We start from the raw sequence: 23950 nt of genomic DNA on the forward strand, positions 1-23950 counted from the left end.
GCCGTCAGCGCGCCGCCCTGGGCGGGCTCACGGTGACCACGGGATTGCTGGTCCCGACCAAACGGCCGTTCATCTTGCTGCGCATCTCCTCGGCGATGACATGCGCATCGACGCCGTCCTTGATCACGGTCGGACGGATGAACAGGATCAACTCGGTGCGGGCACGCGCGGTGGACTGATGCGAGAAGGCATCGCCCACGCCGGGAATGGAATCCAGGATCGGCAGGCCCTGGCGCTGCCTGTTCTCGGTCTCGCTGATCAGGCCGGCGAGCAGCACGGTCTGCCCGCTCGTCACCGCGATCGAGCTCTTGACCCGGCGCTGCGAGATCGTCGGCGTCAACGAGTTGGCACTGCCGGCGGCCACGCTCGAGATCTCCTGCTCGATGTCGAGCACGACGTTGCCGTTGGCGTTGGCGCGCGGCAGCACGCGCAGGATGATGCCGGTGTTCTTGTAGTCGATGGTGTTGACCACGGTGTTGTTGGCGGTCAGCACGGTCGCAGTGCCCGTCGAGAACGGCACCTGGTCGCCGACCTGCAAGGTCGCGGCCTGGTTGTCCAGCACCACCAGCGACGGGTTCGACAGCACCTTGACGTTGGTGATGCCGTGCAACGCGTCGAGCACGACGCGCGGCGAGTTCTCGGCGCCGATCAGGAAGTTGAAGCCCGGCAGCGCGCGGCCGAGCAGGGCGCCGGCGGCGGCATTGACCGCGTTGCTCGCCGGCTCGGTGTTGCTGCCGATCGTGGCGCTGTTGCTGATGCCCGAAATGGTGTTGGAGATCGAGCCCTGCTTGCTGGCGAGGAAGAACTGCACGCCATAGTTCAACTGGTCGTTCAGCGTCACCTCGGCGATCGTCGCTTCGATGGCGATCTGGCGCTGCGGCCTGTCGATCTGACGGATGGTCTGCTCGACGATGCGCTGCGCCTCCTGATTGGCGTAGACGAGCACGGCGTTGTTGGTGACGTCGGCGGTGATCCGCACGTTCTGGAGGATGCCGTTGAGGCCGGACTTGGCGCCGCCGCCCGGCGGACCGCCGAGGCCATTGTCCTGCGCCGGCGTCGCGGCGGCGGCCGGAGCGGGACGGGCGCTGAGCGATGATCCCGGAGGCGTGGTGACCGGCGTTGCCGCGCCCGCGGCAGCAGTCGGCAGTGCGCTCAGCGACGCCACGGGATTGCTGGAGGACGTCGTCGACATCCCGGCGCCCGGTGCAATCTGGCTCGACGCGTTGTCCAGCGTCGAGCCGCTTGCCGAGCCTTGGCTGAGCAGCATCTCGTTGAGCAGCGACACGATCAGCTTGGAATTGCCGTAGCGCAGCGGATAGGACTTCAGGTTCACCCCGTCGGTGTCGGAGCGATCGAGCCGCGCGATCCACGTCTGGGCACGCTTGAGATATTCCGGCTTCTGGCTCACCACGAGAATCGAGTTGAGCCGCGAGATCGGCTGGAACTTGATCACGTTCTGGCTCATGCCGCCTTCACCGGAATCCATGATCTTCTCGATCTCGGTGATGACAGGCTCCGGCGAGGAATTGCGCACCGGGAAGATGCCGACGGATTGTCCGCGCATCCAGTCCGCGTCGAAGGAGAGGATGGTGTCGACTGCGGCCGCGCGATCGCTGCCGCTGCCGCTGACGATCAGCGTGTTGCGGGCATTGTCGGCACGCATGGTCGAGGCCTTCACACCGAAGGCATCGAGCAGCTTGAAGATGTTCTGCGACGAGACATAGCGCAGCGGCACCACTGTGATGCCCTGACCGGCCGCTGCGTTCACGGAACGATCGACCCCGCCGGGACCGGCTTCCGGCGCCGGGAGCAGGCGATAGCCGGTGCGGTCGCGGACCAGCGCGACACCGGACATGCGTAGCGCGTTCTCCAGCACGTAGAGCGCGTCCGCCTTGGGCACGGGGCGCACCGAGGCCAACGTCACGGTCCCCTGCACGCGCGGATCGATCGTGTAGCCGACGTTCAGAACGTCACCAAGAATGACCTTTGCCACGCTGGCGACCGGAGCATTCTCGAAATTGAGGTCGTAGCCGCTGCCGCCGCCATCGTCGCGCTCGGCGAGCGCGCCACCTTGCGGCGTTGCACCATCGCTGAGGTAGATCGCGGGCTTGGACGATTTCGCCTGGGCAATGCCGCTCGCGCCCGCATCCGCAGGTTGCCGCGGCTGCAGGTCGAGGGAACGGATCTTGTCGGCGATGTCCTGGGCGCGCGGATCCTTTGGATCGGCCTCGATCGACTGGTCGGCGGTGACGATGCAAGCGCCGAGCAGGAAGGCAGACGACAACAGGATGAGCGTTCCAGGCAACGCTGAGCGAAGGCGCAAAAGCGGCTGGAGCACCCTAAACAAAATACGCCTGCCAACGCTAGGAGTGATTGGAAATTGCATCCGATCCCCCTCGGTTCGGACGCGCAATTGTTTGCGCCACGATTATGTTTTTGCTAAGAAATAAGTCAAGGGCAAAGGGTCGTCCTTAACCCCTAAGTTGTTGCATTCAGGTAACAAGGTCAACGCTGTGAATGCGATGCGCGACCGCTCCGCAGATAGCTTCCGACAGCACCTCCTGGAAAAATATTCACTGCCGCAGCGGGCACACGCCCATATCGACAAGTCGGCCAATCCCGCGCTGACTCGCCCCTTGCGCGAATTGTGGGAGGCCACCGATCTTTCCGCAGCCGAATTCGCAGATGAAGTCTCCGACTATTTTGCCTTGCCGCGACTGAGCCTTCCGCAACTGCTCGCGGCTGCGCCTCGTCTCGACGGCTTTTCGCGCCGTTTCCTGCGTGAATCCACCATTTTTCCCTTCAGTTCGACCGATGACGCGTTTCGGCTGGCCGTTGCCGATCCCTCCGACACCGCTGCCATTCGCGCCGCCGAAATCGTATTCGGGACACCGGTCGATGTCGTCGTAGCGTCATATGAGGACATTACGACGGTGCTCGATCAACGGGCCGAGGCCGACGACGCAAATGCCGATCGAAGCGGCAGGAGCGTCGCGCAGCAGTCCGACGACGACATCGAAAGCCTGCGCGATCTCGCCAGCGGTGCGCCGGTGGTGCGCGCGCTCAACGATCTCCTGGAGCGCGCGGTGGACTTGCGCGCGAGCGACATCCATGTCGAGCCGTTCCGCGCCGGACTCGCCGTGCGCATGCGCGTCGACGGCCTCTTGCGTGCGCTGCCGTCGCCGCACGGCATCCCGCCGCAGGCGTTGATCTCGCGCATCAAGATTCTCGCCAGCCTCAACATCGCGGAGCGGCGGCTGCCGCAGGACGGCGCCGCGCGCGTGCGTGTCGGGCGCAGCGAGCTCGACGTCCGCGTCGCCACCATGCCGACGCAGCACGGCGAGAGCGCCGTCATCCGCCTCTTGCCGCGCGATCGCGGTCTCCTGGAGACGAGCAAGCTTGGCCTCGCCGCACGCGACGAGAGCGTGATGACGCGCCTCCTGGCGATGCCGCACGGCATGATCGTCGTGACGGGTCCGACCGGCAGCGGCAAGACCACGACGCTCGCCACCATGCTGTCGATCCTGAACGAGCCGACGCGAAAGATCCTCACCATCGAGGATCCCGTCGAATACGAGATCCCCGGCATCAACCAGTCCCAGGTCAAGCCGTCGATCGGGCTGACCTTCGCCTCGGCCATGCGCGCTTTCGTGCGCCAGGACCCCGACGTCATCATGGTCGGCGAGGTCCGCGACGCCGAGACCGCCCATATCGCGATCCATGCCGCGCTGACCGGCCATCTCGTGCTGACGACGCTGCACACCGAGACGGCGGCCGCTGCCGTGCCGCGCCTGATCGATCTCGGCATCGAGGGCTTCCTGCTGAAGTCGACACTGCGCGCGGTGGTGGCGCAGCGCCTGGTGCGCGTCCTGTGCGACCGCTGCAAGGTGCCGCATGCATTGACCGAGGCCGATCTTGCCAAGGATCCGCGCCTTGCGGTGATCGGCTTCAGGTGCGGCGAGGTCGTGCACGAGGCCGGCGGCTGCGAGCGCTGCGGCGGCACCGGCTATCGCGGCCGCAACGGCGTGTTCGAGATCCTCGAAATGTCCGACGAGGTGCGCGCGCTGGTCGGACCGCAGACCGACTCCCATTCGATCGACGCCGCCGCGATGCGGGGCGGCATGACCACGATGCTGGAGGACGCGGTGGCCAAATGCCGGGCCGGGCTCACCACCGTGCCCGAGGTCTTCCGCGTCACGACGGTGCGCTAGAACATGATGAGATTTGGTGTAAACGCCGCAACGAGAGAGGTGTGCTCCCTCCCCCGCCTGCGGGGGAGGGTTGGGGAGAGGGTGTCTCAACAACGAAGGCTCCCCCAGAGGCGAGAACCCTCACCCGGCGCGCTGCGCCGACCTCTCCCGCAAGCGGGAGAGGTGCACCGAGCCCGCGGCCAATCCATTCGACCCAAGCTCATGCGGCTCTAGAAATCCATGCCGAATTATCGTTACCGCGCGCTCAACGCCAACGGCGAACTGGTCTCCGGCGCCATTGCCGCGCCCGCGGCGAGCGATGTCGCGCAGCGGATCGAGCGGCTCGGCCTCGTCCTGGTCGACAACGTGACGCCGGAGGAGGGCGGCGCTGCCGGCCGCGTCACCAGCCTGTTCAACAGGCCGAAGCCGGAAGACGTCACCATCTTCACCCGCGACCTCGCGCTGCTGTTGCGGGCCGGCGCCCGCATCAATGATGGATTGGAGCTGCTCGCGGCCGATCCCGATTTCGGCCGGCTGCGGCCGGTCGTTGCCGACATCCGTTCCCGCGTCGTCTCGGGCGAGAGCTTTGCCGAGGCGCTGGCACGGCATGAGGGGTTGTTTCCGCCGATGTACATCGCGCTGGTGCGGGTCGGCGAGGCCTCGGGATCCCTCGATCAGGTTCTGGAGGTGCTGGCCGGCGAACGCGCGCGCAGCGAGGCCTTGAGGCGCCGGCTGTCGGATGCGATCCGCTATCCCTTGTTCGTGCTCGGCGCGGCCGGCTGCGTGCTGCTGTTCTTCCTCACCTTCGTGCTGCCGCAGTTCGCATCGGTGTTGCAGGATTTCGGGGCCAAGGTCGATCCGGTCGTCGGTGTCTTCCTCAACATCTCGACCTTCCTGCGCGGCAATTCCGACGTGATGCTGGCCGGCCTTGCGACCGTCATCGCCGCGACATGGCTTCTGCTGCGGCAAGAGCGTATCCGCCGCGGCATCACCCATGCGATCACGCATCTGCCGGCGATCCGCAACATCATGAGCGCGTACCGCACGGCGCTGTTCTGCCGCAATCTCGGCCTGCTGCTCGGCAGCGGCGTCAATCTCACCACCACGCTGCGCATCCTCATCGACATGATGGCCACAACCGGCCCGTCCACGGTCTGGAGCGAGGCCGCCGACCGCGTCCGTCACGGCTCGAAACTTTCCGATGCGCTGGCCGAGACCGCGGCGTTGCCGGCGATGGCCGTGCGCATGCTCCGGCTCGGCGACGAGACCGGCCAATTGCCGATGCTGTCCGGGCGGGTCGCCGAATTCTACGAAGCCAAGTTGCAGCGTACGCTGGACCGTGCGGTCGGCATCGCGGGACCAGCGGCGATCATCGCGATCTCGCTGGTCGTCGGTGGCCTGATCACGTCGGTGATGACGGCGCTGATGTCGGTGAGCCAGATTGTCGGATAGGCAGGGAACGGGAGAAGCTTGAAGTGACCAAACATCCAACAGCAAGCCGCGGTCGGCGGCGCGCACGCCGAGGGGAAGCAGGCTTCACCCTCGTCGAGATGCTGGTCGTCATCACCATCATCGGGATGATCATGGCGCTGGTCGGGCCGCGCGTGCTGAACTATCTCAGCGAATCCAAGGCGAAGGCTGCGAAGATCCAGATCGAGAGTTTTTCCAGCGCGCTCGATCTCTATTATCTCGATCTCGGCCGCTATCCGACGTCCAATGAAGGCCTCGCGGCGCTGACCCGCAACAACAACCAGTCCGGCTGGAACGGGCCCTATTTGCGCGGCGGCGTGGTGCCGAGCGATCCCTGGGGCCACATCTACGTCTATCGTTCGCCGGGCGCGAGCGCGCCCTACGAGATCATCTCGCTCGGATCGGATGGCCAGGAAGGCGGCAGTGGAACGGCAGCCGACATTGTCAGCGGCGCGCGCTGAGGACATCCGCGACGCGCGTGGCTTCGCGCTGATCGAGATCCTGTGCGTGCTCGCGATCATCGGCCTGCTCGCAGCGATCATCCTGCCGGCGATCCCGCGCTCGACGACCCGGGCGAGGCTGGAAAGCTACGCGGTCGAGACCGCGGCGCTGCTGAAGGCCGACCGCAGCGCGGCGCTGCGCCGCCAGGTCAGGGTGACGACGCAGGTGGACGCGGAGGCGCGCGCGATCCGTTCCGGCGTCACCGGGCGGACCATCCGCCTGCCGGGCGACGTGGTCATGCAGGCGATGCTGGCCTCGCGCTGTGCCGATCGCGCAGTAGGGCGATCGATCGACTTCTTTCCGTCGGGCATGTCGTGCGGAGGAACGATTGCGCTGGCGCGGCCCGGCATGGGCTACGAGGTGCGCGTCAACTGGCTGACCGGAGGCGTCGAGATTGTCCCGCAGAAGCTGCTCTGACGCCGCCGGCTTCACGCTGATCGAGGCGCTGGTCGCGCTCGCGATCATCGCCGTCGTGCTCGGGACGATCGGCTCGGTCATCGCCACGACCGCGAAGGGCACGCGTGCGATCGACCAGCGTCTCGCACTCGCCGGCACGGCCGAAACCCTGCTTGCGAACCTGCCGGCGCGCGCCCTGCTGAAGCCCGGCCGGCAGAGCGGCGAAATGGCCGGCAGCCGCTGGCGCGTCGATGTTGCGCCGATGAGCGTGACGGGTGGCAATCCCGACACCGATCGCTTCGTGCCATTGGCCGTCAATCTGCGCCTCCAGCGCGCCGACGGCGCTGCGATCCAGATCACGACGGTGAAGCTGGTGCCGAGGGCTTCGCAGTGAAGGGCTTCTCTACTCAAGGCCCGACCATGAAGCGCCTGCGCCGCGCACTCGCCGATGAGGCGGGCTTCACCCTGCTCGAAGTGTTGTTGGCGACGCTGCTGATGACCGTCATCCTGGCGGCCCTTGCGACGGTGACGGCGCAATGGCTGCCGAACTGGAACCGCGGCATCGCCCGCGTGCAGCGCGCCGAGCGGCTCGCGACCGGGCTCGACCGCATCATCGCCGACCTGTCGGTCGCCGAGCAGATGACGGTCAACGGCGATGCCAAGGCGCCGCTGTTCGACGGCGCTGAATTGTCGGTGACGTTCCTGCGCACCGCGCTCGGCCCGAGCGCGCGCCCTGGGCTCGAATTCATCCGCTTGATCGAGAAGGCCGACGCGCAGGGGCTCGCGCTGGTGCGCGAGCGCGCGCCGTTCCAGCCGATGCCGACGGACGGACAGATCCGCTTCGTCGACCAGGTCGTGCTGATCCGGGCGCCGTTCCGCGTCAGCTTCGCCTATGCCGGGCAGGACGGTCAGTGGCAGCCGACCTGGCGCGGCCAGCCGCAACTGCCGGCTCGCATCCGCATCACGGTGCGCGACGGCGCCAGCGGGCAGGTGCTGGCTGTGTCGGGCGCGGTGATCCCGCACATCACCGCGCCGGCCGAATGCGCGCGGGCCAAGAATCCGGTGACCTGCGTCGCGGCCGGCAGCCGGCCGCAACAGCCGACGAAAGAGGAGCAGCAGCTGTGAGCGGCGCGAGGCACGACCATGCGACGCCTGGTGACGGCCGCGGCTTCATCGTCGTCGCGGTGCTCTGGATGCTGGCGGCGCTGGCCGCGCTGGCGCTGATCTATCTGACCTATGTCACCAACACCGCGGTCACGGTCGCGGTCAACGCCGACCGGCTGCAGGCCGATGCGCTGGTGAACGCCGGGCTCGAACTCGCCGCCTACCGGCTGACGGCGCAGAACGAAGCGGCGCGTCCGACCAGCGGCACCTTCAATGCCCGCGTCGGGGCCGGGCAAGTGAGCGTGACGTTCCGCTCGGAGGCCGCGCGCATCGACCTCAACATGGCGCCGAAGCCGGTGCTCGCCGGGCTGATGACGGCGCTCGGCGTCTCCGCGAGTGATGCCCCGGCCTATGCCGACCGGATCCTGGCCTGGCGTTCGTCGACGGAGGCCGGACAGGACAATCCGGAGGATTCCTACTATCGCACGCTCGGCGCACCGTACTTGCCGCGTCATGCGCCGTTTCCGCACAGCGACGAGCTCTGGCTCGTCCGCGGCATTCCGCCCGCCGTGGTGGAACGCGTGATGCCGTTCGTCACCGTGTTCAGCAACATGCGCACCGTGAACGTGCTCGACGCCGCACCGCAGGTGGTGGCGGCACTCCCCGGCATGACGCCGGAGACGCTGCAGCAGGTGCTGCGCGACCGCGCCGATCCCAAGATCGACCCGCGCTCCCTGGTCGGGCTTGCCGGCAGCGCCAATGCGACGATCGAGGGCTCGAAGGCGTACCGGATGACGGTCGCCGTCGAGGCCCCGTCGCATCGTCGCAGCTCGGCCGAAATCGTCATCCTGCTTCTCGAAAGCGGCGATGAGCCCTATCGTGTATTGTCGTGGCGCAACGCCTTCGACGGCTCTGCCGGAAAGCCTCTGTGAGATGAGCTCGCTCAATTCCCTTCGCGGCATTCTCGATGCCTGGACCGGCACCGTGGCCGGCACGATCGTGGCCGCCCTGGAGCGGGTGGTGGCGCCGCGCGTGGTGCGGCTGGTCGAGACCGGGACCGGCGCATTCGCGCTGGAGGCCTCGAAGTCGGAGAACGTGCCGAACGAGATTACCTTCGAGGACGGCAAGTTCGAGAGCGCCAATCTCGCCCAGATCGTCCGCGGCAGCCGCGTCGAGATCGTGCTGCGGCCGACGCGCTTCCTGTTTCGTCCCCTGGAGCTGCCGGCCCGTGCGGCCGATTTCCTCGACGGCATCGTGCGGGCCCAGATCGACCGGCTGACGCCGTGGAGCGCCGCCGAGGCGGTGTTCGGGTGCAGCCCGCCGGTGGCGCATGGCAGCGAGAGCATCACCACGGAGATCGCCGCGGCGCCGCGCCGGCTGGCAATGGGCTATGTCGAGGCGCTGTCGGGCTTCCACCCCTCGGCGATCGCGATCGTGACGGAGGCGGCTGAGGGCCCGCGCATCAAGGTGTTCGAGCAGAAATCGCGCGGTGCCGTCGACCCGGTGCGGCTGAGCCGCGCGCTGCAAGCCGTTCTGGCGCTTGCCGCGGTCGCCGCGGTGACCGGCTCGGTCGCGGCAAGCTATCTGGCCGACAGCCTCAGTGCGCAGCAGAGCGAGCTCGAACGGCAGATCACCCAGCGCCGCGCCGCGCTGCGCGGCAGTGACGGCGGCGAGCGCTCGCCGCTCGCGCTGCTCGAGCGGCGCAAATACGAGACACCGGCGAGCGTGATCGTGCTGGAGTCGCTGAGCCGGCTGCTGCCCGATCACACCTATGTCACCGAGCTGCATGTTGCCGGCAACAAGATTCAGATCGGCGGCATCACCCGCGATGCGCCCTCGCTGATCCCGCTGATCGAGCAGTCCCAGCATTTCACCCGCGCGACCTTCTACGCCCCGACGACGCGCAGCCCCTCCGAACCCGGCGAGCGCTTCCACATCGAGGCGCAGATCGAACCGAGGAACGTGCCATGAGCAGTGCCATGGGCAGCAAGGTTGCGAGCGGAAGCGCCGTGGCGCGGGCGCTGACGGGCTCGCCGCTGATTGCGGTCTCGCTCTACATCGCCATCGCCGGCGGGCTGTTGCTGCTGGCCGGCCTCTCGATCGCCGACGTCATCGCTCACCGCCAGGCGCTGGCAGAGAGCTCCGACCTGCTCGATCAGCTGCGCGGCCGCAAGAGCGGCGCCAAGAACGCGGCGATGTCGGCGGCCGAGCATCCCGGCACGCCGTTCCTGGAAGGGCCGACCGTGACGGTCGCGGGCGCCAATTTGTTGCAGCGGGTTGCAGCCGCCGTCGGCAATGTCGGCGGCTCGGTGCAGTCTTCGCAGGTGGACGTATCAGGTGCGCAAACCAAGGACGGCTTCGTCGGCCTCGTCGTGAGCTGCGAGCTGGAGCAGCCCGCGCTGCGGAAGCTGCTCTACGATATCGAGGCCGGCATGCCGTTCCTGTTCGTCGACCAGCTCGACGTCCAGGTGCCGCAGACCACGGCGCTCGGCGACGCGCCCACCGGCCGCGTCAGGGTGATCCTGGGCGTCTCCGGCCAGTGGCAGGCGGGGAAATAGGGCCAGCTCACCAGCTGTACTTGAACACGCCCTTGCCGGCATAGCTGGTGACGTTGCCGGAGAATTCGCCGTCGAAGGTGCCGGCGATCGAGAAGCCGCTCAGCCATTTCATCTCGGCGCTGGCGCTGACCAGTGCGGAATCGGCATCGACCCTGGCGCCGTTCACGACGAACGAGGTGCCCGGCAGGGTCTGGAACAGGGCGGTGACGGCGCGGCCCGGATTGTAGTCGTGCGCCCAGGCGGCGCGGCCGCGCAAGGTCAGCACGCCGTTCTGCATGGCATAGGACTTGTCGGTGCGCAGGCCGAGCTCGGAGCGGGTGTCGGTGAGGGATTGCGCGGCGTAGTTCAGCGCGAACAGGCCGCCGCCATTGAGGCTCGTTTCGGAATAGTTCGGCAGGTTGAAATTCGTCACCTGCGCCGCCGCATAGGGCGTGATGCCGATCATCGGCGTTGCGAAGCGGTAGCCGCCCTCGAAACGCGCCGAGAAGCTGTCGGCCTTGTAGCGGCCCTGGAGCTGGTCGGTGCCGGCGAGCGCCACGGTGCGGTTGGTGGTGACGTCATGCCAGCCATAGGCAAGGGCGGCCGCGACATAGGCCGGTCCGAAATTGTGCCGGCCATAGACGCCGGCCTGGAACAGGTCGGCCGAGCCCGAGCCCATCGCGTTCGCGACCGAGTAGTTCAGCCCGCCGCCGCCGAGCGCGAAGCCGACGAGGGTGTCGAGCGAGATCCTGTAATCGGCGCCGGCCGCGCCGCCCCAGACCCGTGCGGTCAGGTCCTGCGAGCCGACCGCGGCATTGCCGCCGACCTCGGCCGAGCCGCCATAGCCCGCCGACCAGACGCTCCAACGGCTGCTCGGCTGCGAGGAGAGCAGCGGCGCCTTGGTCGCCATTGCATAGGCTTCGCGCTCGCGCGCATTGGCCGGACGCATCCTGGCGTAGGCGCTAGCGTCGTCGCTCTCGGCGAATTGCGCGACGCTGCCCGCCTTGGCGAAGCCGCCGGAACGGCCGATGACCGTGGGGTCGAGCATCAGGTTCATGAACTGGCCGTCGGCGTTGATCGCGGCCTGGAGGATGCCGGTGCCGAGCTCGCCCGAGGCGGTGGTCAGCCCCGCCGGGCTCAGCGCGGCGAAGGCCGCGGGGATGCCGCCGGTCGTGTTGAAGAAGTTGGTCAGCGTGTTCGCAACGCTTTGCTGGTTGGCGTTGAGGCCGCCGCTCGGTGTGAAGTTGACGTTGACGTTGAGGAACACGTTGTTGGTGTCGTAGCTCAGCGTCGCGTTGAGCGTCGGCATGTTCGACAGGACGGTCGGATTGAAGGTGGTGTTGCCGAGGCCGCCGGCCGCGTTCAGGATCGTGTACTGCTTCTTGACCGTGCCCGAGGTGAAGTTCGCGCGCACCGTCGCGCCGCCGAGATCGGCGCTCCCGAACACGTTGGTATGGCTGGCATTGGTTGAGGAGACCTGCACCAGATAGGTCGAGGCGGCGGTGAAGATCAGGCTGCCGGTTACCGTCAGCCGGCCGAACGGGTCGGCTACGCTGCCCGGCGACAATGTGCCGCCGCTGACCTGGACGCCGGCGACCCCGCCGCTGCCGGCGAGCGTGCCGCCGGTGTTGACGGTGACCGGGCTGTTCACGATCAAGCCGTCGACCACCAGCGTGCCGCCATTCACCGTGGTGGCGCCGCTGTAGTTGCTGTTGCCGGACAGCGTTTGCGTTCCGCCGGCGATGGTCAGGCCGCCGCCGAAGCCGAAATCGTCGATGGTGCCGGAGAAGGTTCCGCTGGCGTTGGTGATGGTGAGCGTGTTGAAGCCGAGATTGACGGTGCCCGAGCCTGACAGCGACTTGATCGAGGTGCCGCCATTGAGCAAGCCCGTGATGTCGAAGACGCCGTTGGCGATGACGTTGCTCGAGGTCGCGATGCTGCCATTGAGGGCGCCGAAATCGATGAGATCGAGCTCGCCGCCGGCCGCGATGGTGGTGGTGCCGGTATAGGTGTTGGTACCGAACAGCTGCTGCGTCGCGCCGTTCGCGATCACGAGGTTGCCGCCGGTGCCGCCGCCGATGCCGCCGTCCTGGATCACGCCGCCATAGAAGCTGCCGTTGGTGATCGTCAGCGTCTTCGATCCCAGCGAGACGAAGCCGGCGGTGCTGGGGGAGAGAAGGCCGCCGACCGAAGCGCCTGAATTGGTCTGGGAAATATCGAGCGTGGCGCCGGCGCCGGCGAGGGCGACATAGAGCGAGCTTGCGATCGAGCCGCTGCCCTTCAGGGCGAGCGTCGCGCCCCCGTCGATCTGGGTGACGTTGCTGTAGGTGTTCACGCCCGAGAGCGTCTGAGTGCCGCTGCCGACTTCAAATCCGCCGCTGCCTTGAATGACACCCGCGAATTCGGTCGAGCCGTTGCTGATGAACAGCCCGTGGGCGCCCATGTTGACGACGCCGCTCGAGCTGCCGGCGAGCGTCGTGACGGCGATGATCGGGAACGAGGACGCAGTGACGTCGAATGTCCCGTTCACCGTCACGACACTGGAGCTCGAGATGTTGCCGGCGCCGGATAATGCCAGCGTTCCGGCCGAGATCGTCGTTGGGCCGGTGTAGGTGTTGACGTTGGTCAGGGTCAGCGTGCCGGTGCCGACCTTGGTCAGGCCGCCGCCGGCGCCGGAGATCACGCCGTCGACCTGGGTCGAGGTGTTGAGGCTGCCGGTGGCGAGCGTGTTGGCGCCGAGCACGTAGTTGCCGGCGCCTTCGATCGAGCCGGCCGTCATGCCGCCGCTGGTGAGGCCCGAAATATCGACCGTGCCGCCGCCATTGGTGATGAAACGCGCGCTGCCGCCGGTCGCCGCGCCGCTGAAATTCGTCGTCGCGCCGTTGTTGGTGGTGATGGTGGCGCTGCCGGCGGTGGCGGAGCCGTCGAAATTCACCGTTCCGTCGTTGATGATGGACGAGGTGGCGGCGGTGGTGGCGTTGTGGAAGTTCAGCGTGGCCGACGCGGCATTGCTGATGGTGGCGCTGCCGGCCGAGGCGCTGGTGAAGAAATCGATCTGGCCGCCCGCGTTGTTGGTGATCTGGGCGCTGCCGGCATTGCTGGAATCCTCGAAGGTGAGGAAGCTGCCGTTGATGATGCTTGCCGTCCCCGCCGTGCTGTTCTGGAGGAACGAGACGGTGCCACCGGAGCTGTTCGTGATCGTCACGGCACCAGTTCCGCCGCTGGCGGTACTGCTGTTCTGGAACACCATATTGATGCCGTTGGACGTCGACACGAAGTTCTGCGTGTTGCCCGAATCGTTGATGATGCCGGTGCCGTTGACGATGAACGCATCGCCGATCGTGACCGTGTAGGCCTGCGCGGTGTTCGTGAACTGCACCGTGCCGATGACGACGACGCCGTTGAAGTTGTCGACGTTCGCGCTGCCGCTGCTGGTGAAGGTCGCGGTTCCGTCCGGCACGCTCGGGTTCCAGTTGGCCGGATCCGTCCAGTCGGTGCTGGCGCCGGTCCAGGTGGCGTCCACGGCGTGGGCGGCGACGACGCCGAGCGCGGTCGTGGCGAGCAGGGTCGCCAGCGAGTGGCGCGTCACCGACCGCAGCCGGTGTCCGATCCTCTTGCGCGCCATTTCCGGTCCGAACATCGGTGCTCTCAAATCAAAAAACTCAAAGCAAACATGCAACTTGGCCGTGCAGCGCGGCCCGCGCGCCATGATCTCATGGCCTTACATGGGCTCGCAATGAACGGGGGTTTGATAGTGCAGGGTTCCTGCCTGTTCCGGATGCAATTTCCGCGATCGTGGCTGTTGGGCAACATTTCCACGCGTCGCAACAGGCGGGACCCGGATTGCTGCCTGTCCGCCGGAGTTGGCGCGGACACGAGGCGGTTGATGGGCGGGCCCATCGGGCCTAGTTTGGCTTGCGGAAGGGGACCTGCAAGGAAATCCTCTGCAAGGAAATCCTCTGCAAGGAAATTCAATGTCCGGGTGGCTTCGAGCGATGGGATTGGCTGCGCTGTGGGCGGTGCTGGGCAGTGCCGCGACCTGGGCTGCCACCTCCTCGCGCATCGACATCCTGCCCGACGATGCCGCGGGCAGTCCCGCCGAGAGCGTCGATGTCGGCGCGGTGAGGCCGATTGCGCGGCCGGCGCCGGCTGTCAGCAAACCGGTCCCCCGCGGCAACCCGCTGTGGTCGGTACCGCTCTCGGCCCTGACGGCAACCGAGGAGCGCCCGATCTTCTCGGCCTCGCGCCGGCCACCGCCGCGCGCGGTCGCCGGGTCTCCGGTCGAAGAGGTGCAAGCAGCCCCGCCGCCCAAGGCGGTCGAGGCGCCGCCGCCGCTGCTGCTGGTGGGGGCCGTGGTGGGCGAGGGCGACGCCATCGCGATTCTGGTCAACCGCATCGACCAGAAGGTCGTGCGCCTGCGGCAGGGCGAATCGCTCGCCGGCTGGTCGCTGACGGCGGTTCAGGCGCGCGAGGTGACGTTCAAGCAGGGTGATCGCAGCGAGGTCCTGGCGCTCCAGCGCCCGGCGGATCCGGCAGCGGCCCCCGGGGCTCCCCCTGCGGATGTCGGCGGGAGGCCGATGATGCCGGGGACGACCGATACGTCGTTTGCGCCCATCGTGCCGCGTTCGACGCCGAAGAACGGCGAGTCGGATGGGCTCTGAGCGCCTGGTTGCGAGATCGGGAAGCCCAATTCCGTGATGCGGCCCGGCGACTTGCCGTGCCCGAACGGGCCCGGCGCAGGCGGCCAGTTGTTACCTCCGCAGACTATCGACAATCCGTGCACTGACTGCTAGCCCGAATTCGCGCTGCTTGGGGGAACCCTGATTGACGAGGTGGCAAAGGCTTGGTGAGGGTACGGCCGGGTGGCTGGCATGACTTCGAGAAAAAGACCGCCCGATCTGCTGGGGAACTCCGCCTGGAATGCGATGGCCTTCCTGGTGGCCGTGGTGCTGAACCTGGCCATCCTGCCTTTCGTGATCGTTCACCTCGGCCTCGCTGCGTTCGGCGTGGCAGGTCTGGTCACCGCCTGCATTGCGCCGGCGCTGGTGTTCAGCAATGCGCTGGGACTTTCGACGGCGCGCGAACTCGCGCAGCGACTGGAGCCATCCGATCGTGACGATGCGCGACGCCTGTTCGCGACCGCGGTGATGCTCGCGATCGGCGCGGGCGGCCCGATCAGTGTTTTCTTTCTGGTTGCCGGGGCTCCCATTGCGCGTCTCGGATTTCATCTGGCCGGTCCGGCCGCTGGCGACCTCGGATGGGCCTTCGCACTGGCCGGCATCGGCTGGCTATGTCAGTGCGTGTCGGCGGTCTTCGTTGCCCTGTTTACCGCGCGTCAGGACTATCGCCGGATTGCCTCGGTCGGCATGGCGAGCACTGTGGTCTCGACTTTCTCGATGCTCCTGCTGATCCCCGTCTGGCCATATGCGTCGACGTTTCTTGGTTGCCAGGCGCTGGGATTTGCGACCGGCCTGCTGATTGCCGTGGCGTGGTCCCGCGGCGCAATCGGTCAGTGGCTGGCACCGCCGGCATTGCATCGCGATGCCTTCGCGAGGCTCGCCCGGTTCGGCATCTGGCAGGTGGCCGCACAGGGCGGGGCGCTGCTTGCGGGGCAGGCCGATCGATATCTGCTCGGCGCGCTGCTGCAACCACAGTTCGTCGGCTTCTATGGCGTGGCGCAGCGCCTGCAGGAGGCGACCTATATCGGCATCCTCAAGGTCGGTGAGATCCTGTTTCCGTTCTTCAGCACGCTGCAAAAAGAGAGCGAGGATCGCAGGGTCGATCTGCTGTTCCGATCGTCGTGGATATTGAATGTCCTTGCCGCAAGTGCCTTGGGCGCATTGATCCCCGTGGCCGGTCCGCTGCTGCATGTCTGGACCGGAGCGGAGGTCGCAGCCGAGGCCGCGCGGGTGCTCGTCGTCCTGTCGATTGCCGGTATCCTAGGATCGAGTGCGAACGTGTTCGGCTTCTATCTGCTGGCGCAGGGGCGCTCGCGCTCCAACGCGCTCATCGCGTTCATCACGGGTATCGTCACCCTCGGCACCAGCGCGATCGTACTGCCGAACTTCGGATGGCAGGCCGTAGGCTGGAGCGCCTGCGCCGGCATGATCGCGCAGATGGCGACCATCGTCGTGCTGCTGCGCCGTAGTTTTGACATTTCCGGCATTTGGCCGCGCGTCATCCATTGCGTGCTGATGCCGCTCGGCGTCGGGATCGTGACGGCACTGGCGCTGCGCGCCGGTCTCGACCGCGCACCGCTCCACCTTGCGCCGTCCTGGTGGTCGGTGGGACTCGTCGCGTCGGTGACGGCTGCGATCATCTTTGTCGTCGAAGTTGCCGTGTCGCAGCTGGGACCGTATCGAAGGGCCTGCTTGCAGGACTTGCGGGCCATTGTCGGTCGCTTCGTGCCCCTGAAGGCCATCTAGGACATGTGTGGAATCGCTGGAATCGTCGATTTGCGCGGCAATGCGGTCGAGCCGGCCGATATCTCGCGGCTGACCAGCCTGATCGCGCATCGTGGTCCGTTTGGCGAAGGCACGTGGTTCAGTCCGGACCGGACTCTCGCATTCGGCCATCGTCGACTTGCGATCATCGATCCCGGCGAGGGCGGCTATCAGCCGATGCTGTCGGCGGATGGCCGTCACGTCATCGTTTTCAACGGCGAGATCTACAATTTTCTCGAGCTACGCCGCGAGCTCGAGGCGCGGGGCGCGGTGTTCCGCAGCCAGTCCGATACCGAAGTGATCCTCGCCGCCTGGGAGGCCTGGCGGGAAGACATGCTGCCGCGCTTCAACGGCATGTGGGCCCTGGCGATCTTCGATACGGCTACCCGCGAATTGTTCCTCGCGCGGGATCGCTTCGGCATCAAGCCGCTGCTCTATGCCATCTCGCCGGAGCGATTTGTCTTCGCCTCCGAGCAGCGGGCGCTGGTGCGGAGCGGACTGATCGATGCTTCCGTCGACCTGGAGGTGGCGCGGCGGCTGTTGCTCGACGCTTTCGGGATCGAGGGAAGCGACCGCACCCTGTTTCGGCAGGTTCGCCGTCTGCAGGCCGGCCATTGCATGTGGCTGCGCCAGGGCAAGGTCAGCGTCAGACGCTGGTGGCGGACGATCGATCATCTGCCTTCGGTGCCGGCCACGGAATCCGAGCGTGTGGCCCGCTTCCGCGAGTTGTTCCAGGACGCCGTGGCGCTGCGGATGCGCAGCGACGTGCCGATCGGGACCTGCCTGTCCGGAGGCTTCGACTCATCGGCGGTGATCTGCACCATGGCGGCGCATGAGCAGGCCGGGATGGGGCCGCGCGACAGCGCCGCGTGGCGTCACGCCTTCGTCGCGACGTTCCCGGGCGCATCGAATGACGAGCGGCCGATGGCCGAGGAGGCTGCCGCCTGGGCCAAGGTCGAGCCCACCTTCCTCGAAATCGGACAGGGCGATGCGTTGACGGACCTCGATCGGATTCTCGACGATCTCGACGACGTCTATATCGGGTTGCCCAGCGCGGCCTGGCTGATCTATCGGCAATTGCGGCAGAACGACGTGACGGTGTCACTCGACGGCCACGGGGCGGACGAGTTGATGGGGGCATATTTGCAGGACGGCCAGGCGGCTGCGTTTCGAATCCGGAATGCCGCGGAAGACCTGGCCTCGCGATCGCCGCTGGCGCGCCGCTGCGTGGACCTCCTGCGCGTACTCTCCTTGAAGCGTCAGGGCGTCTATTTTCTGCGTGGCGGGCTGCGCGAACTTCCGGGCCTGCTTCCGCTGGTTGCCGAGGACGACGTGCTGCCGCGTGAATGGGGCGGCCTGAACCGGCGGCTCTACCGCATGTTTCACAGCACGGTGCTGCCCACGATCCTGCGCAACTTCGATCGTCTCTCGATGGCCCACGGCGTCGAGGTCCGTATGCCCTTCATGGACTGGCGCCTGGTGACCTACACGATGGCGCTTCCGGAAAGCAGCAAGTCGGCAGACGGCTACACCAAGGCTGTCGCCCGGCGGGCGATGGCCAACCTGATGCCGGAGTCGATCCGGACCGCGCGCCGCAAGGTCGGCTTCAATTCGCCGATGCCCGAATGGCTGAACGGACCTTTGGCCGGCTGGACGGCAGACCTGCTTGACCGCGAGGTGCCGGCGTTTGCCGAGCTGGTGGACGAGGCGGCCTTGCGCCGAGCGATCAGCCGTTTGACGGCGTCAAAGACGTGGGATTGGGAGAGGGCCGGGCGGATCTGGCCGTATCTGAACATGAAATGGATGTTGGCAAGGTACGTCTGAGCGATGCGCCTGTTCCAGAATAGCTGCTTCTATCCTTCCTATCTGCCGCGGTTCAACCAACTCGCGGCAAAGGCGCTCAGCTTCGACGCGCGGCGCGAGGTGTTTCTCAACGACCGTTTCGGCGCGGCGCATTTCCTCCAGCCGGTGCTCGATGGATCGCCGGAGGCCTTCTTCACCAATGGCGACGACGAGCTCTTGCAGCGCCGTTGGGCCCGCGAGCAGGGCATGCCGGGCGAGCCGTCGCTCGAGGCCATCCTGCTCGCGCAGATCGAGCATCACGCCACCGAGGTGTTCTACAATCTCGATCCCGTACGCTACCCAAGCACATTCGTTGCCAAGCTGCCGGGCTGCGTGAAGACGACGCTGTGCTGGCGCGCGGCGCCATCGGGAAATGCCGATTTCGCGGCCTATGGCGCCGTGCTTGGCAACTTTCCGTCGATCCTCGACTTATGGCGCGGCAAGGGATGCCGGGCCGAATTGTTCCGTCCGGCGCATGATCCGGTGATGGACGAATATGGTCACGGCGAACGTCCGATCGACGTCGTCTTCGTCGGCGGTTATTCGCGACATCATCGCGCACGGGCCAGAACACTGGAGCGGGTCGCACGCCTGGCTGACGACCACAACATCGTGCTGTGTCTCGACGCGTCGCGCCTGACCAGGCTCGCCGAGAGCGCGATCGGGCGATTGCTGCCGCTGGGACGTCACAGGCGTCCCGATGCCATTGCGGCCATCGCAAGACCCCCGGTATTCGGGAGAGATCTCTATGAGCTGATCGGCTCGTCCAAGATTGTGCTCAATGGCGCGATCGACATGGCCGGCGAGGATCGTGGCAATATGCGCTGCTTCGAGGCGATGGGGTGCGGTGCGCTGCTCGTGTCCGACGCCGGAAGATATCCGGAAGGCATGCAGGACGGCGTCACGATCGAGACCTACGGTACTCCGGAACAGGCCGCTGAAGTCATCTCGCGCAGACTTCAGGATTGGCCCAGATCCGCCGAGATCGCCGCGCTGGGGCGGGCGCGCATTCGCGGCATTTATGGCAAGGACGTGCAGTGGAAAGCGTTCGTCGATCTCGTAGGACGCCTGTAGCCATGCTACAGCATTCGTCGCGCGTTCTCCCGATTGATCGCATGAATTTCAACTTACTGATCCGGCGGGGGACGGAAGGTTGGCTCCGTTGGAGGTGTCATGAGAATCCGAACACGTTCGACCTTGCGACGTGAGAGGGTGCGCTGATGTCCAGCCTTTCCACGCTTGTACGCCATTGCGCACATGCCATCGACGGCATCAATTGGCACTATATCGTCCAGCGCCTGATCGGGCGGGCAACCTGCCGCTTGCACCCTGGAGCGTTCCTGGCTCATACCGCGCGGATCAGGAACGCGCTGGGCGATAGCGAAAAGATCGTCATTGGCAGTCATTCTCACGTCCGGGGTGAGTTGATGATCCTCGGTCACGGCGGCAGCATCACAGTTGGAGAGTGGTGCTACGTCGGAGTCGGTACGCGCATCTGGTCGGGAGCTTCGATCGAGATCGGAAACCGCGTCCTGATCTCGCATTCAGTGAACATATTCGATAATCTTTCGCATCCGATCCGTGCTGCCGAGCGGCACGAGCAGGCAAAGCAGATTTTCACCTTGGGTCACCCACGCAAGCTCTCGCTCGACGATCGTCCGATCAAGATTTGCGACGATGCGTGGATCGGCGCTTGTGCGATGGTGATGCGAGGCGTGACGATCGGTGAGGGTGGCATCGTCGCCGCGGGCGCCGTGGTCACCAAGGACGTTCCGGCATATTCCATCGTGGCTGGTAATCCCGCCACCATTGTTAGGGAGTTGTCGCCGGACGAGCGATGAGAAATAGCCATGACGACGAGGATTGTAATGTGCTCACAAGCCAACCGTCCGCAAGCCAGGTAACGCCATGTCCATGTGGGTTACCGGCGCGAACGGGTTCATCGGCCGCCATCTCGTCCGCGAGCTGGCGGACGGCGGGCATGCTGTCCATGGCGTTGGTCATGGAGCGCTCGATCCGGCCGATGCACGCGCGCTCGGCTTGCAGACCTGGATCAATGGCGAAGTCGACGCCGCCAATCTGAACGCGCTTGCCGCCGCGCACGGGTTGCCCTCGCATGTCTTCCACCTGGCCGGCGGGTCGTCCGTCGGACTGTCGATCGAGCGCCCGTTCGAGGACTTTTCGCGGACCGTGGCCAGCACGGCACGTTTGCTGGAATGGCTTCGAAGCTTTGCGCCCGAGAGCCGGCTGATCGTGGTGTCGAGCGCTGCCGTCTACGGGGCCGATCATGCCGGGCCGATCCCCGAGAGCGCGGTGCTGACGCCGATGTCGCCCTACGGCCATCACAAGCTGATGATGGAGCAGCTGTGTCAAAGCTACGTCCAGAGCTTCGGCATACGCTGCGCCGTCGTGCGGCTGTTCTCGGTCTACGGTCCCAACCTTCGCAAGCAGCTGCTCTGGGATATCTGCTCGCGGCTGCGCAACGAGCAGCGCACGCTGAATCTCGGAGGAACAGGGGCCGAGATCAGGGACTGGACCGACGTTCGCGACGTCGTTCGCCTGCTGGCGCACGTCGCGGAGGGGGCGTGGCAGGACGATTTTGACGTGATCAATGGCGGCTCCGGGCGCGGCGTAAGCGTCGCCGGCATTGCCGAAGGCCTGATCGGGCATTGGGGCAGCAAAACGGCCGTGCAGTTTTCCGGCGTCGGCCGGCCCGGCGATCCGACCAGCCTGCTGGCCGACAACGCGCGCGTGCTCGCCATGAACTTCGACTGGCGCATTCCGCTGGAGCGGGGTCTCGCCGACTACGTCGCATGGTTCAAAGGCCAAGCTCGTGCCTGAGCGTGCGCCGCTGCGGATCGCATTCACCAACATTCCGCGCCGCCTGTGGGCGGGAGGCTACAACTATCAACGCAATCTGTTCGAGGCGCTCAACAGATACGCGCCGGGAGCGGTGACGCCCGTGCTGTTTGCCGGAACGGCTGACGAGCCTGAGGAGATTGCAGCGCTGGCCGGCATTCCCGCCGTCGAGGTCGTGCGCTCGCCGGTGTTCGATCACGCCGCGACCGGTCTTGCCCGTGCGACGAATCTTGCCCGCGCGATCGCCTTTGGTCTGGATGGACCCGCCGTCGCCGAATTCGAGCTGCGCAAGATCGACATGGTGTTCGAATCCGCGCGCTTCTTCGGCTGGCGCCTGCCGGTCCCCGCGATCGCCTGGTTCCCGGATTTCCAGCACCGCCTGCTCCCGCACCTTTTCTCCAGGAGCGCCTATTGGCGGCGCGATCTCGGCTTTCGGGTCCAGATCGCATCCGGCCGACACATCATGGTGAGCAGCACAAGCGCGCTTGCCGATCTCAAGCGGTTCTATCCCGGCTTGTCGAACGGCGTCTCCGTGGTCCGGTTTGCGACCGAGCCGCCGGCCGGCCTGCTGACCACGAATCCGTCCGACGTGATCGCAGGCTACGGCCTGCCGGCACGCTATTTCTATCTGCCGAACCAGTTCTGGCGGCACAAGAATCACCGGATCGTCGTCGATGCGCTTGATCTCTTGAAACGCCGCGGGCTGGACGTCGTCGTCGCGGCGTCCGGAAATACGCAGGACTCCCGTGACCCCGATCTGTTCGAAACGACGATGAGGCAAGTCAGGTCGCGCGGTCTCGATGCGAATTTCAGGCATCTCGGAATGATCCCGCTGGATCACGTCTATGCCCTCCTGCGCGCGTCGATCGCTCTCATCAATCCTTCGGAATGTGAGGGGTGGAGCACGACGGTCGAGGAAGCCAAGTCGTTCGGCGTCCCGATGATCCTGTCCGATATCGACGTTCATCGCGAACAGACCGAGGGACGTGCGCGATATTTCGGCATCCACGACGCCGAGACGCTGGCCGATCACATGTCTGAGGTTGCGCAGGCGGCCGGGCCTGCGACCGTCCGTAATCTGTTGCCGAATCTCGAGCAGCGCGTCGAGGCGTTCGTTGCGGATTTCGTCCGGCTGACTCGGGATGCGATGGCGTCAGCGGCCCGCTGAAGCGCGATGAGATTTGGATGAATCGTCATCACGCTTTGGGCCGTTGTTTGCGCATGATCTTTCCGGAAAACCGCTTCGCGCTTTTCCGGATCATGCTTTAGCCGGCCTTGCTCGATCGGGAGCGCCCCCGTCCGCGGAGCGTTCCTGCGCAAAGACACTCCGGGGCACCACATACCAGAGCAAGAAGAGAAGCGCGGCGCCGTGAGTGAGCAAGGCCACCGAGAGCGGCACGTTGAGCAGGGTTTGCGGCAGCACGCCGGCGGACATCAGGATGAAGCGGGGCGGCAGGCCCGCAGACGCACGGTTGCCGAGCGCCAGCACGAAGCCCGATGCGAGCGCGGTCAAAGGTGCGAGATAGATTCCGACGGACGCGATCCCTTCGGTCGCAAACAGCGAGGCATTCAATTTGCCGAGGTCGTAAGCGTCGTGCATCAGGATGGACAGCTGCACCTCGTAGGGGCAATGCATCAGCGGCTTGAGGACGGAGATCTGGCAGAACCAGGTCAGCGGGTGGCTCGAGAAGAAGTTGTTGTAGATGTCGAGCGCGCTGGATGCAGTCGCGATCATCCGGATGTTGACGATGTCGAAGTACCTGCCGGGGATGCTGTTGATGGCGGCGCCGGTCGCAACGATCACGACGAGGCCAACGAGCATCGGGACGAAGATCGATGCGATGGCTGCCGTTCTCGCCTCCAGAAGGCGCGAGAGCACAGCCAGGGCGATCAACCAGGCTGGCGTGAAGAAGGCGAACTTGGTCAGCGTGATGGGGTAGAACAACAGGAGCAGGATAAGCACCAGTGCGGCACGCCAGCGATGGCCGAGCAGCCAGTAGCAGGCGAAGGCGAACGGCAGCAACGTGCTGGAGACCCAGCCCGTCAGATATCGCACCGCGGCCGGAAATTCGAGCGATTCGCGATAGTCGTAGATGTGGTCGACCGAAACCAGGCGGAAATTGTAGGTCGCGGCCACGGCGATGGTGATCATCGAGACGGCCAGGATCAGCGTCAGCAGATGCTCGAAATGTGCGTTCGATAGCACGAATGGCTGTCGCAGCGGCGCCCTGACGAATAGCACCGGCAACAGGAAGAGCACCAGCGCCAGCGCCGCCGAGATGCCTGCGGGCAATTGCTCGTAGCTGTAATACGAGAACACGTCGATCCAGAGGAAGCCCAGGATCATCGTGTAGAAATAGAACCCGACGAAATAGCCGAAGCTGAATCGGGCGACGACGAACAGCAGTGAAACGACGGAGAAGCTGGCCGCAACGATGACCGCGATCCAGAGGCGCTCCACGCTGAAGCTGATATAGTACTGGAAGGTGGCGACCTTGATCAGCGACAGGCAGGTGAGGGCGCTGTGCAGCAGCACCAGAACCGTCAGCGCAGTTTTCGAGTCCAGCCGTGACCGGAGGTCGCTGATCATCCTGGACGGTGCGCTCAT

Annotated in this window: 19 protein-coding genes; 16 read left to right on the forward strand and 3 right to left on the reverse strand. The window is 66.0% G+C overall.

Going from position 1 to position 23950, the window contains the following annotated elements:
* Positions 1–4: 4 nt before the first annotated feature.
* Positions 5–2386 (reverse strand): type II secretion system secretin GspD, encoded by a 2382-nt coding sequence (gene gspD / locus N2603_RS15080; protein WP_260389427.1) that lies wholly within the window; start codon positions 2384–2386, stop codon positions 5–7.
* Between the two features lie 136 nt (positions 2387–2522).
* Between gspD and N2603_RS15085 the strand changes: the two genes are divergently transcribed.
* From N2603_RS15085 to gspM, 9 genes are all read left to right on the forward strand, one after another.
* Complete coding sequence (locus tag N2603_RS15085) at positions 2523–4211, forward strand: GspE/PulE family protein (protein ID WP_425248987.1); 1689 nt, start codon at positions 2523–2525, stop codon at positions 4209–4211.
* 219 nt (positions 4212–4430) lie between these two features.
* Positions 4431–5642: a type II secretion system F family protein gene (locus tag N2603_RS15090; protein WP_260389429.1), complete on the forward strand. Its 1212-nt coding sequence runs from the start codon at positions 4431–4433 to the stop codon at positions 5640–5642.
* Between the two features lie 23 nt (positions 5643–5665).
* On the forward strand, positions 5666–6121 hold the full coding sequence (gspG, locus tag N2603_RS15095) for a type II secretion system major pseudopilin GspG (RefSeq protein WP_018643197.1): 456 nt from the start codon (positions 5666–5668) through the stop codon (positions 6119–6121).
* The gene (locus tag N2603_RS15100) at positions 6084–6578 is read left to right on the forward strand and encodes a prepilin-type N-terminal cleavage/methylation domain-containing protein (protein ID WP_260389430.1); all 495 of its coding nucleotides are present in this window, start codon (positions 6084–6086) and stop codon (positions 6576–6578) included. The genes gspG and N2603_RS15100 overlap by 38 nt, the downstream gene beginning before the upstream one ends.
* Complete coding sequence (locus N2603_RS15105) at positions 6556–6951, forward strand: PulJ/GspJ family protein (RefSeq protein ID WP_018643199.1); 396 nt, start codon at positions 6556–6558, stop codon at positions 6949–6951. Before N2603_RS15100 ends, N2603_RS15105 begins: the two co-directional genes overlap by 23 nt.
* A gap of 26 nt (positions 6952–6977) precedes the next feature.
* Positions 6978–7682: a general secretion pathway protein GspJ gene (locus tag N2603_RS15110; protein WP_260389431.1), complete on the forward strand. Its 705-nt coding sequence runs from the start codon at positions 6978–6980 to the stop codon at positions 7680–7682.
* A complete protein-coding gene (locus tag N2603_RS15115; RefSeq protein WP_260389432.1) occupies positions 7679–8593 on the forward strand; it encodes a type II secretion system minor pseudopilin in 915 nt (304 codons plus the stop codon). The genes N2603_RS15110 and N2603_RS15115 overlap by 4 nt, the downstream gene beginning before the upstream one ends.
* Position 8594: 1 nt before the next feature.
* Complete coding sequence (locus N2603_RS15120) at positions 8595–9632, forward strand: PilN domain-containing protein (protein ID WP_260389433.1); 1038 nt, start codon at positions 8595–8597, stop codon at positions 9630–9632.
* Positions 9629–10219 (forward strand): type II secretion system protein GspM, encoded by a 591-nt coding sequence (gene gspM, locus N2603_RS15125; protein ID WP_260389434.1) that lies wholly within the window; start codon positions 9629–9631, stop codon positions 10217–10219. The genes N2603_RS15120 and gspM overlap by 4 nt, the downstream gene beginning before the upstream one ends.
* Before the next feature lie 7 nt (positions 10220–10226).
* Here gspM and N2603_RS15130 read toward each other — a convergent pair whose 3' ends face one another.
* Positions 10227–13838, reverse strand: coding sequence for an autotransporter domain-containing protein (locus N2603_RS15130; protein ID WP_260389435.1), 3612 nt, complete (start codon positions 13836–13838; stop codon positions 10227–10229).
* A gap of 334 nt (positions 13839–14172) precedes the next feature.
* Here N2603_RS15130 and N2603_RS15135 point away from each other — a divergent pair, with 334 nt between their 5' ends.
* The 7 genes from N2603_RS15135 to N2603_RS15165 all read left to right on the forward strand — a co-directional run bounded on the left by N2603_RS15135 (position 14173) and on the right by N2603_RS15165 (position 22510).
* Positions 14173–14859 (forward strand): hypothetical protein, encoded by a 687-nt coding sequence (locus N2603_RS15135; RefSeq protein WP_260389436.1) that lies wholly within the window; start codon positions 14173–14175, stop codon positions 14857–14859.
* A gap of 264 nt (positions 14860–15123) precedes the next feature.
* A complete protein-coding gene (locus N2603_RS15140) occupies positions 15124–16623 on the forward strand; it encodes a lipopolysaccharide biosynthesis protein (protein ID WP_260389437.1) in 1500 nt (499 codons plus the stop codon).
* A gap of 3 nt (positions 16624–16626) precedes the next feature.
* The gene (gene asnB, locus N2603_RS15145; protein ID WP_260389438.1) at positions 16627–18465 is read left to right on the forward strand and encodes an asparagine synthase (glutamine-hydrolyzing); all 1839 of its coding nucleotides are present in this window, start codon (positions 16627–16629) and stop codon (positions 18463–18465) included.
* Positions 18466–18468: 3 nt separating this feature from the next.
* Complete coding sequence (locus tag N2603_RS15150; RefSeq protein WP_260389439.1) at positions 18469–19557, forward strand: glycosyltransferase family protein; 1089 nt, start codon at positions 18469–18471, stop codon at positions 19555–19557.
* 146 nt (positions 19558–19703) lie between these two features.
* Positions 19704–20324, forward strand: coding sequence for an acyltransferase (locus N2603_RS15155; protein WP_260389440.1), 621 nt, complete (start codon positions 19704–19706; stop codon positions 20322–20324).
* Between the two features lie 67 nt (positions 20325–20391).
* Positions 20392–21324 (forward strand): NAD-dependent epimerase/dehydratase family protein, encoded by a 933-nt coding sequence (locus N2603_RS15160; protein WP_260389441.1) that lies wholly within the window; start codon positions 20392–20394, stop codon positions 21322–21324.
* Positions 21317–22510, forward strand: coding sequence for a glycosyltransferase family 4 protein (locus N2603_RS15165; protein WP_260389442.1), 1194 nt, complete (start codon positions 21317–21319; stop codon positions 22508–22510). Before N2603_RS15160 ends, N2603_RS15165 begins: the two co-directional genes overlap by 8 nt.
* A 90-nt stretch (positions 22511–22600) precedes the next feature.
* Here N2603_RS15165 and N2603_RS15170 read toward each other — a convergent pair whose 3' ends face one another.
* Positions 22601–23950 carry a hypothetical protein gene (locus tag N2603_RS15170; protein ID WP_260389443.1) on the reverse strand — a complete coding sequence of 450 codons (1350 nt, stop codon included), beginning with the start codon at positions 23948–23950 and terminating at the stop codon, positions 22601–22603.

The sequence above is a fragment of the Bradyrhizobium huanghuaihaiense genome (assembly GCF_025200885.1).
GTDB classification, from domain to species: Bacteria; Pseudomonadota; Alphaproteobacteria; order Rhizobiales; family Xanthobacteraceae; genus Bradyrhizobium; species Bradyrhizobium huanghuaihaiense.

Excerpts from the sequence above, each read along its gene's own strand:
- gspD (WP_260389427.1), bottom strand. The coding sequence starts at position 2,386 with ATGCAATTTCCAATCACTCCTAGCGTTGGCAGGCGTATTTTGTTTAGG.
- N2603_RS15085 (WP_425248987.1), top strand. The coding sequence starts at position 2,523 with ATGCGCGACCGCTCCGCAGATAGCTTCCGACAGCACCTCCTGGAAAAA.
- N2603_RS15090 (WP_260389429.1), top strand. The coding sequence starts at position 4,431 with ATGCCGAATTATCGTTACCGCGCGCTCAACGCCAACGGCGAACTGGTC.
- N2603_RS15110 (WP_260389431.1), top strand. The coding sequence starts at position 6,978 with ATGAAGCGCCTGCGCCGCGCACTCGCCGATGAGGCGGGCTTCACCCTG.
- N2603_RS15120 (WP_260389433.1), top strand. The coding sequence starts at position 8,595 with ATGAGCTCGCTCAATTCCCTTCGCGGCATTCTCGATGCCTGGACCGGC.
- gspM (WP_260389434.1), top strand. The coding sequence starts at position 9,629 with ATGAGCAGTGCCATGGGCAGCAAGGTTGCGAGCGGAAGCGCCGTGGCG.
- N2603_RS15130 (WP_260389435.1), bottom strand. The coding sequence starts at position 13,838 with ATGTTCGGACCGGAAATGGCGCGCAAGAGGATCGGACACCGGCTGCGG.
- N2603_RS15135 (WP_260389436.1), top strand. The coding sequence starts at position 14,173 with ATGTCCGGGTGGCTTCGAGCGATGGGATTGGCTGCGCTGTGGGCGGTG.
- N2603_RS15140 (WP_260389437.1), top strand. The coding sequence starts at position 15,124 with ATGGCCTTCCTGGTGGCCGTGGTGCTGAACCTGGCCATCCTGCCTTTC.
- asnB (WP_260389438.1), top strand. The coding sequence starts at position 16,627 with ATGTGTGGAATCGCTGGAATCGTCGATTTGCGCGGCAATGCGGTCGAG.
- N2603_RS15150 (WP_260389439.1), top strand. The coding sequence starts at position 18,469 with ATGCGCCTGTTCCAGAATAGCTGCTTCTATCCTTCCTATCTGCCGCGG.
- N2603_RS15155 (WP_260389440.1), top strand. The coding sequence starts at position 19,704 with ATGTCCAGCCTTTCCACGCTTGTACGCCATTGCGCACATGCCATCGAC.
- N2603_RS15160 (WP_260389441.1), top strand. The coding sequence starts at position 20,392 with ATGTCCATGTGGGTTACCGGCGCGAACGGGTTCATCGGCCGCCATCTC.
- N2603_RS15170 (WP_260389443.1), bottom strand. The coding sequence starts at position 23,950 with ATGAGCGCACCGTCCAGGATGATCAGCGACCTCCGGTCACGGCTGGAC.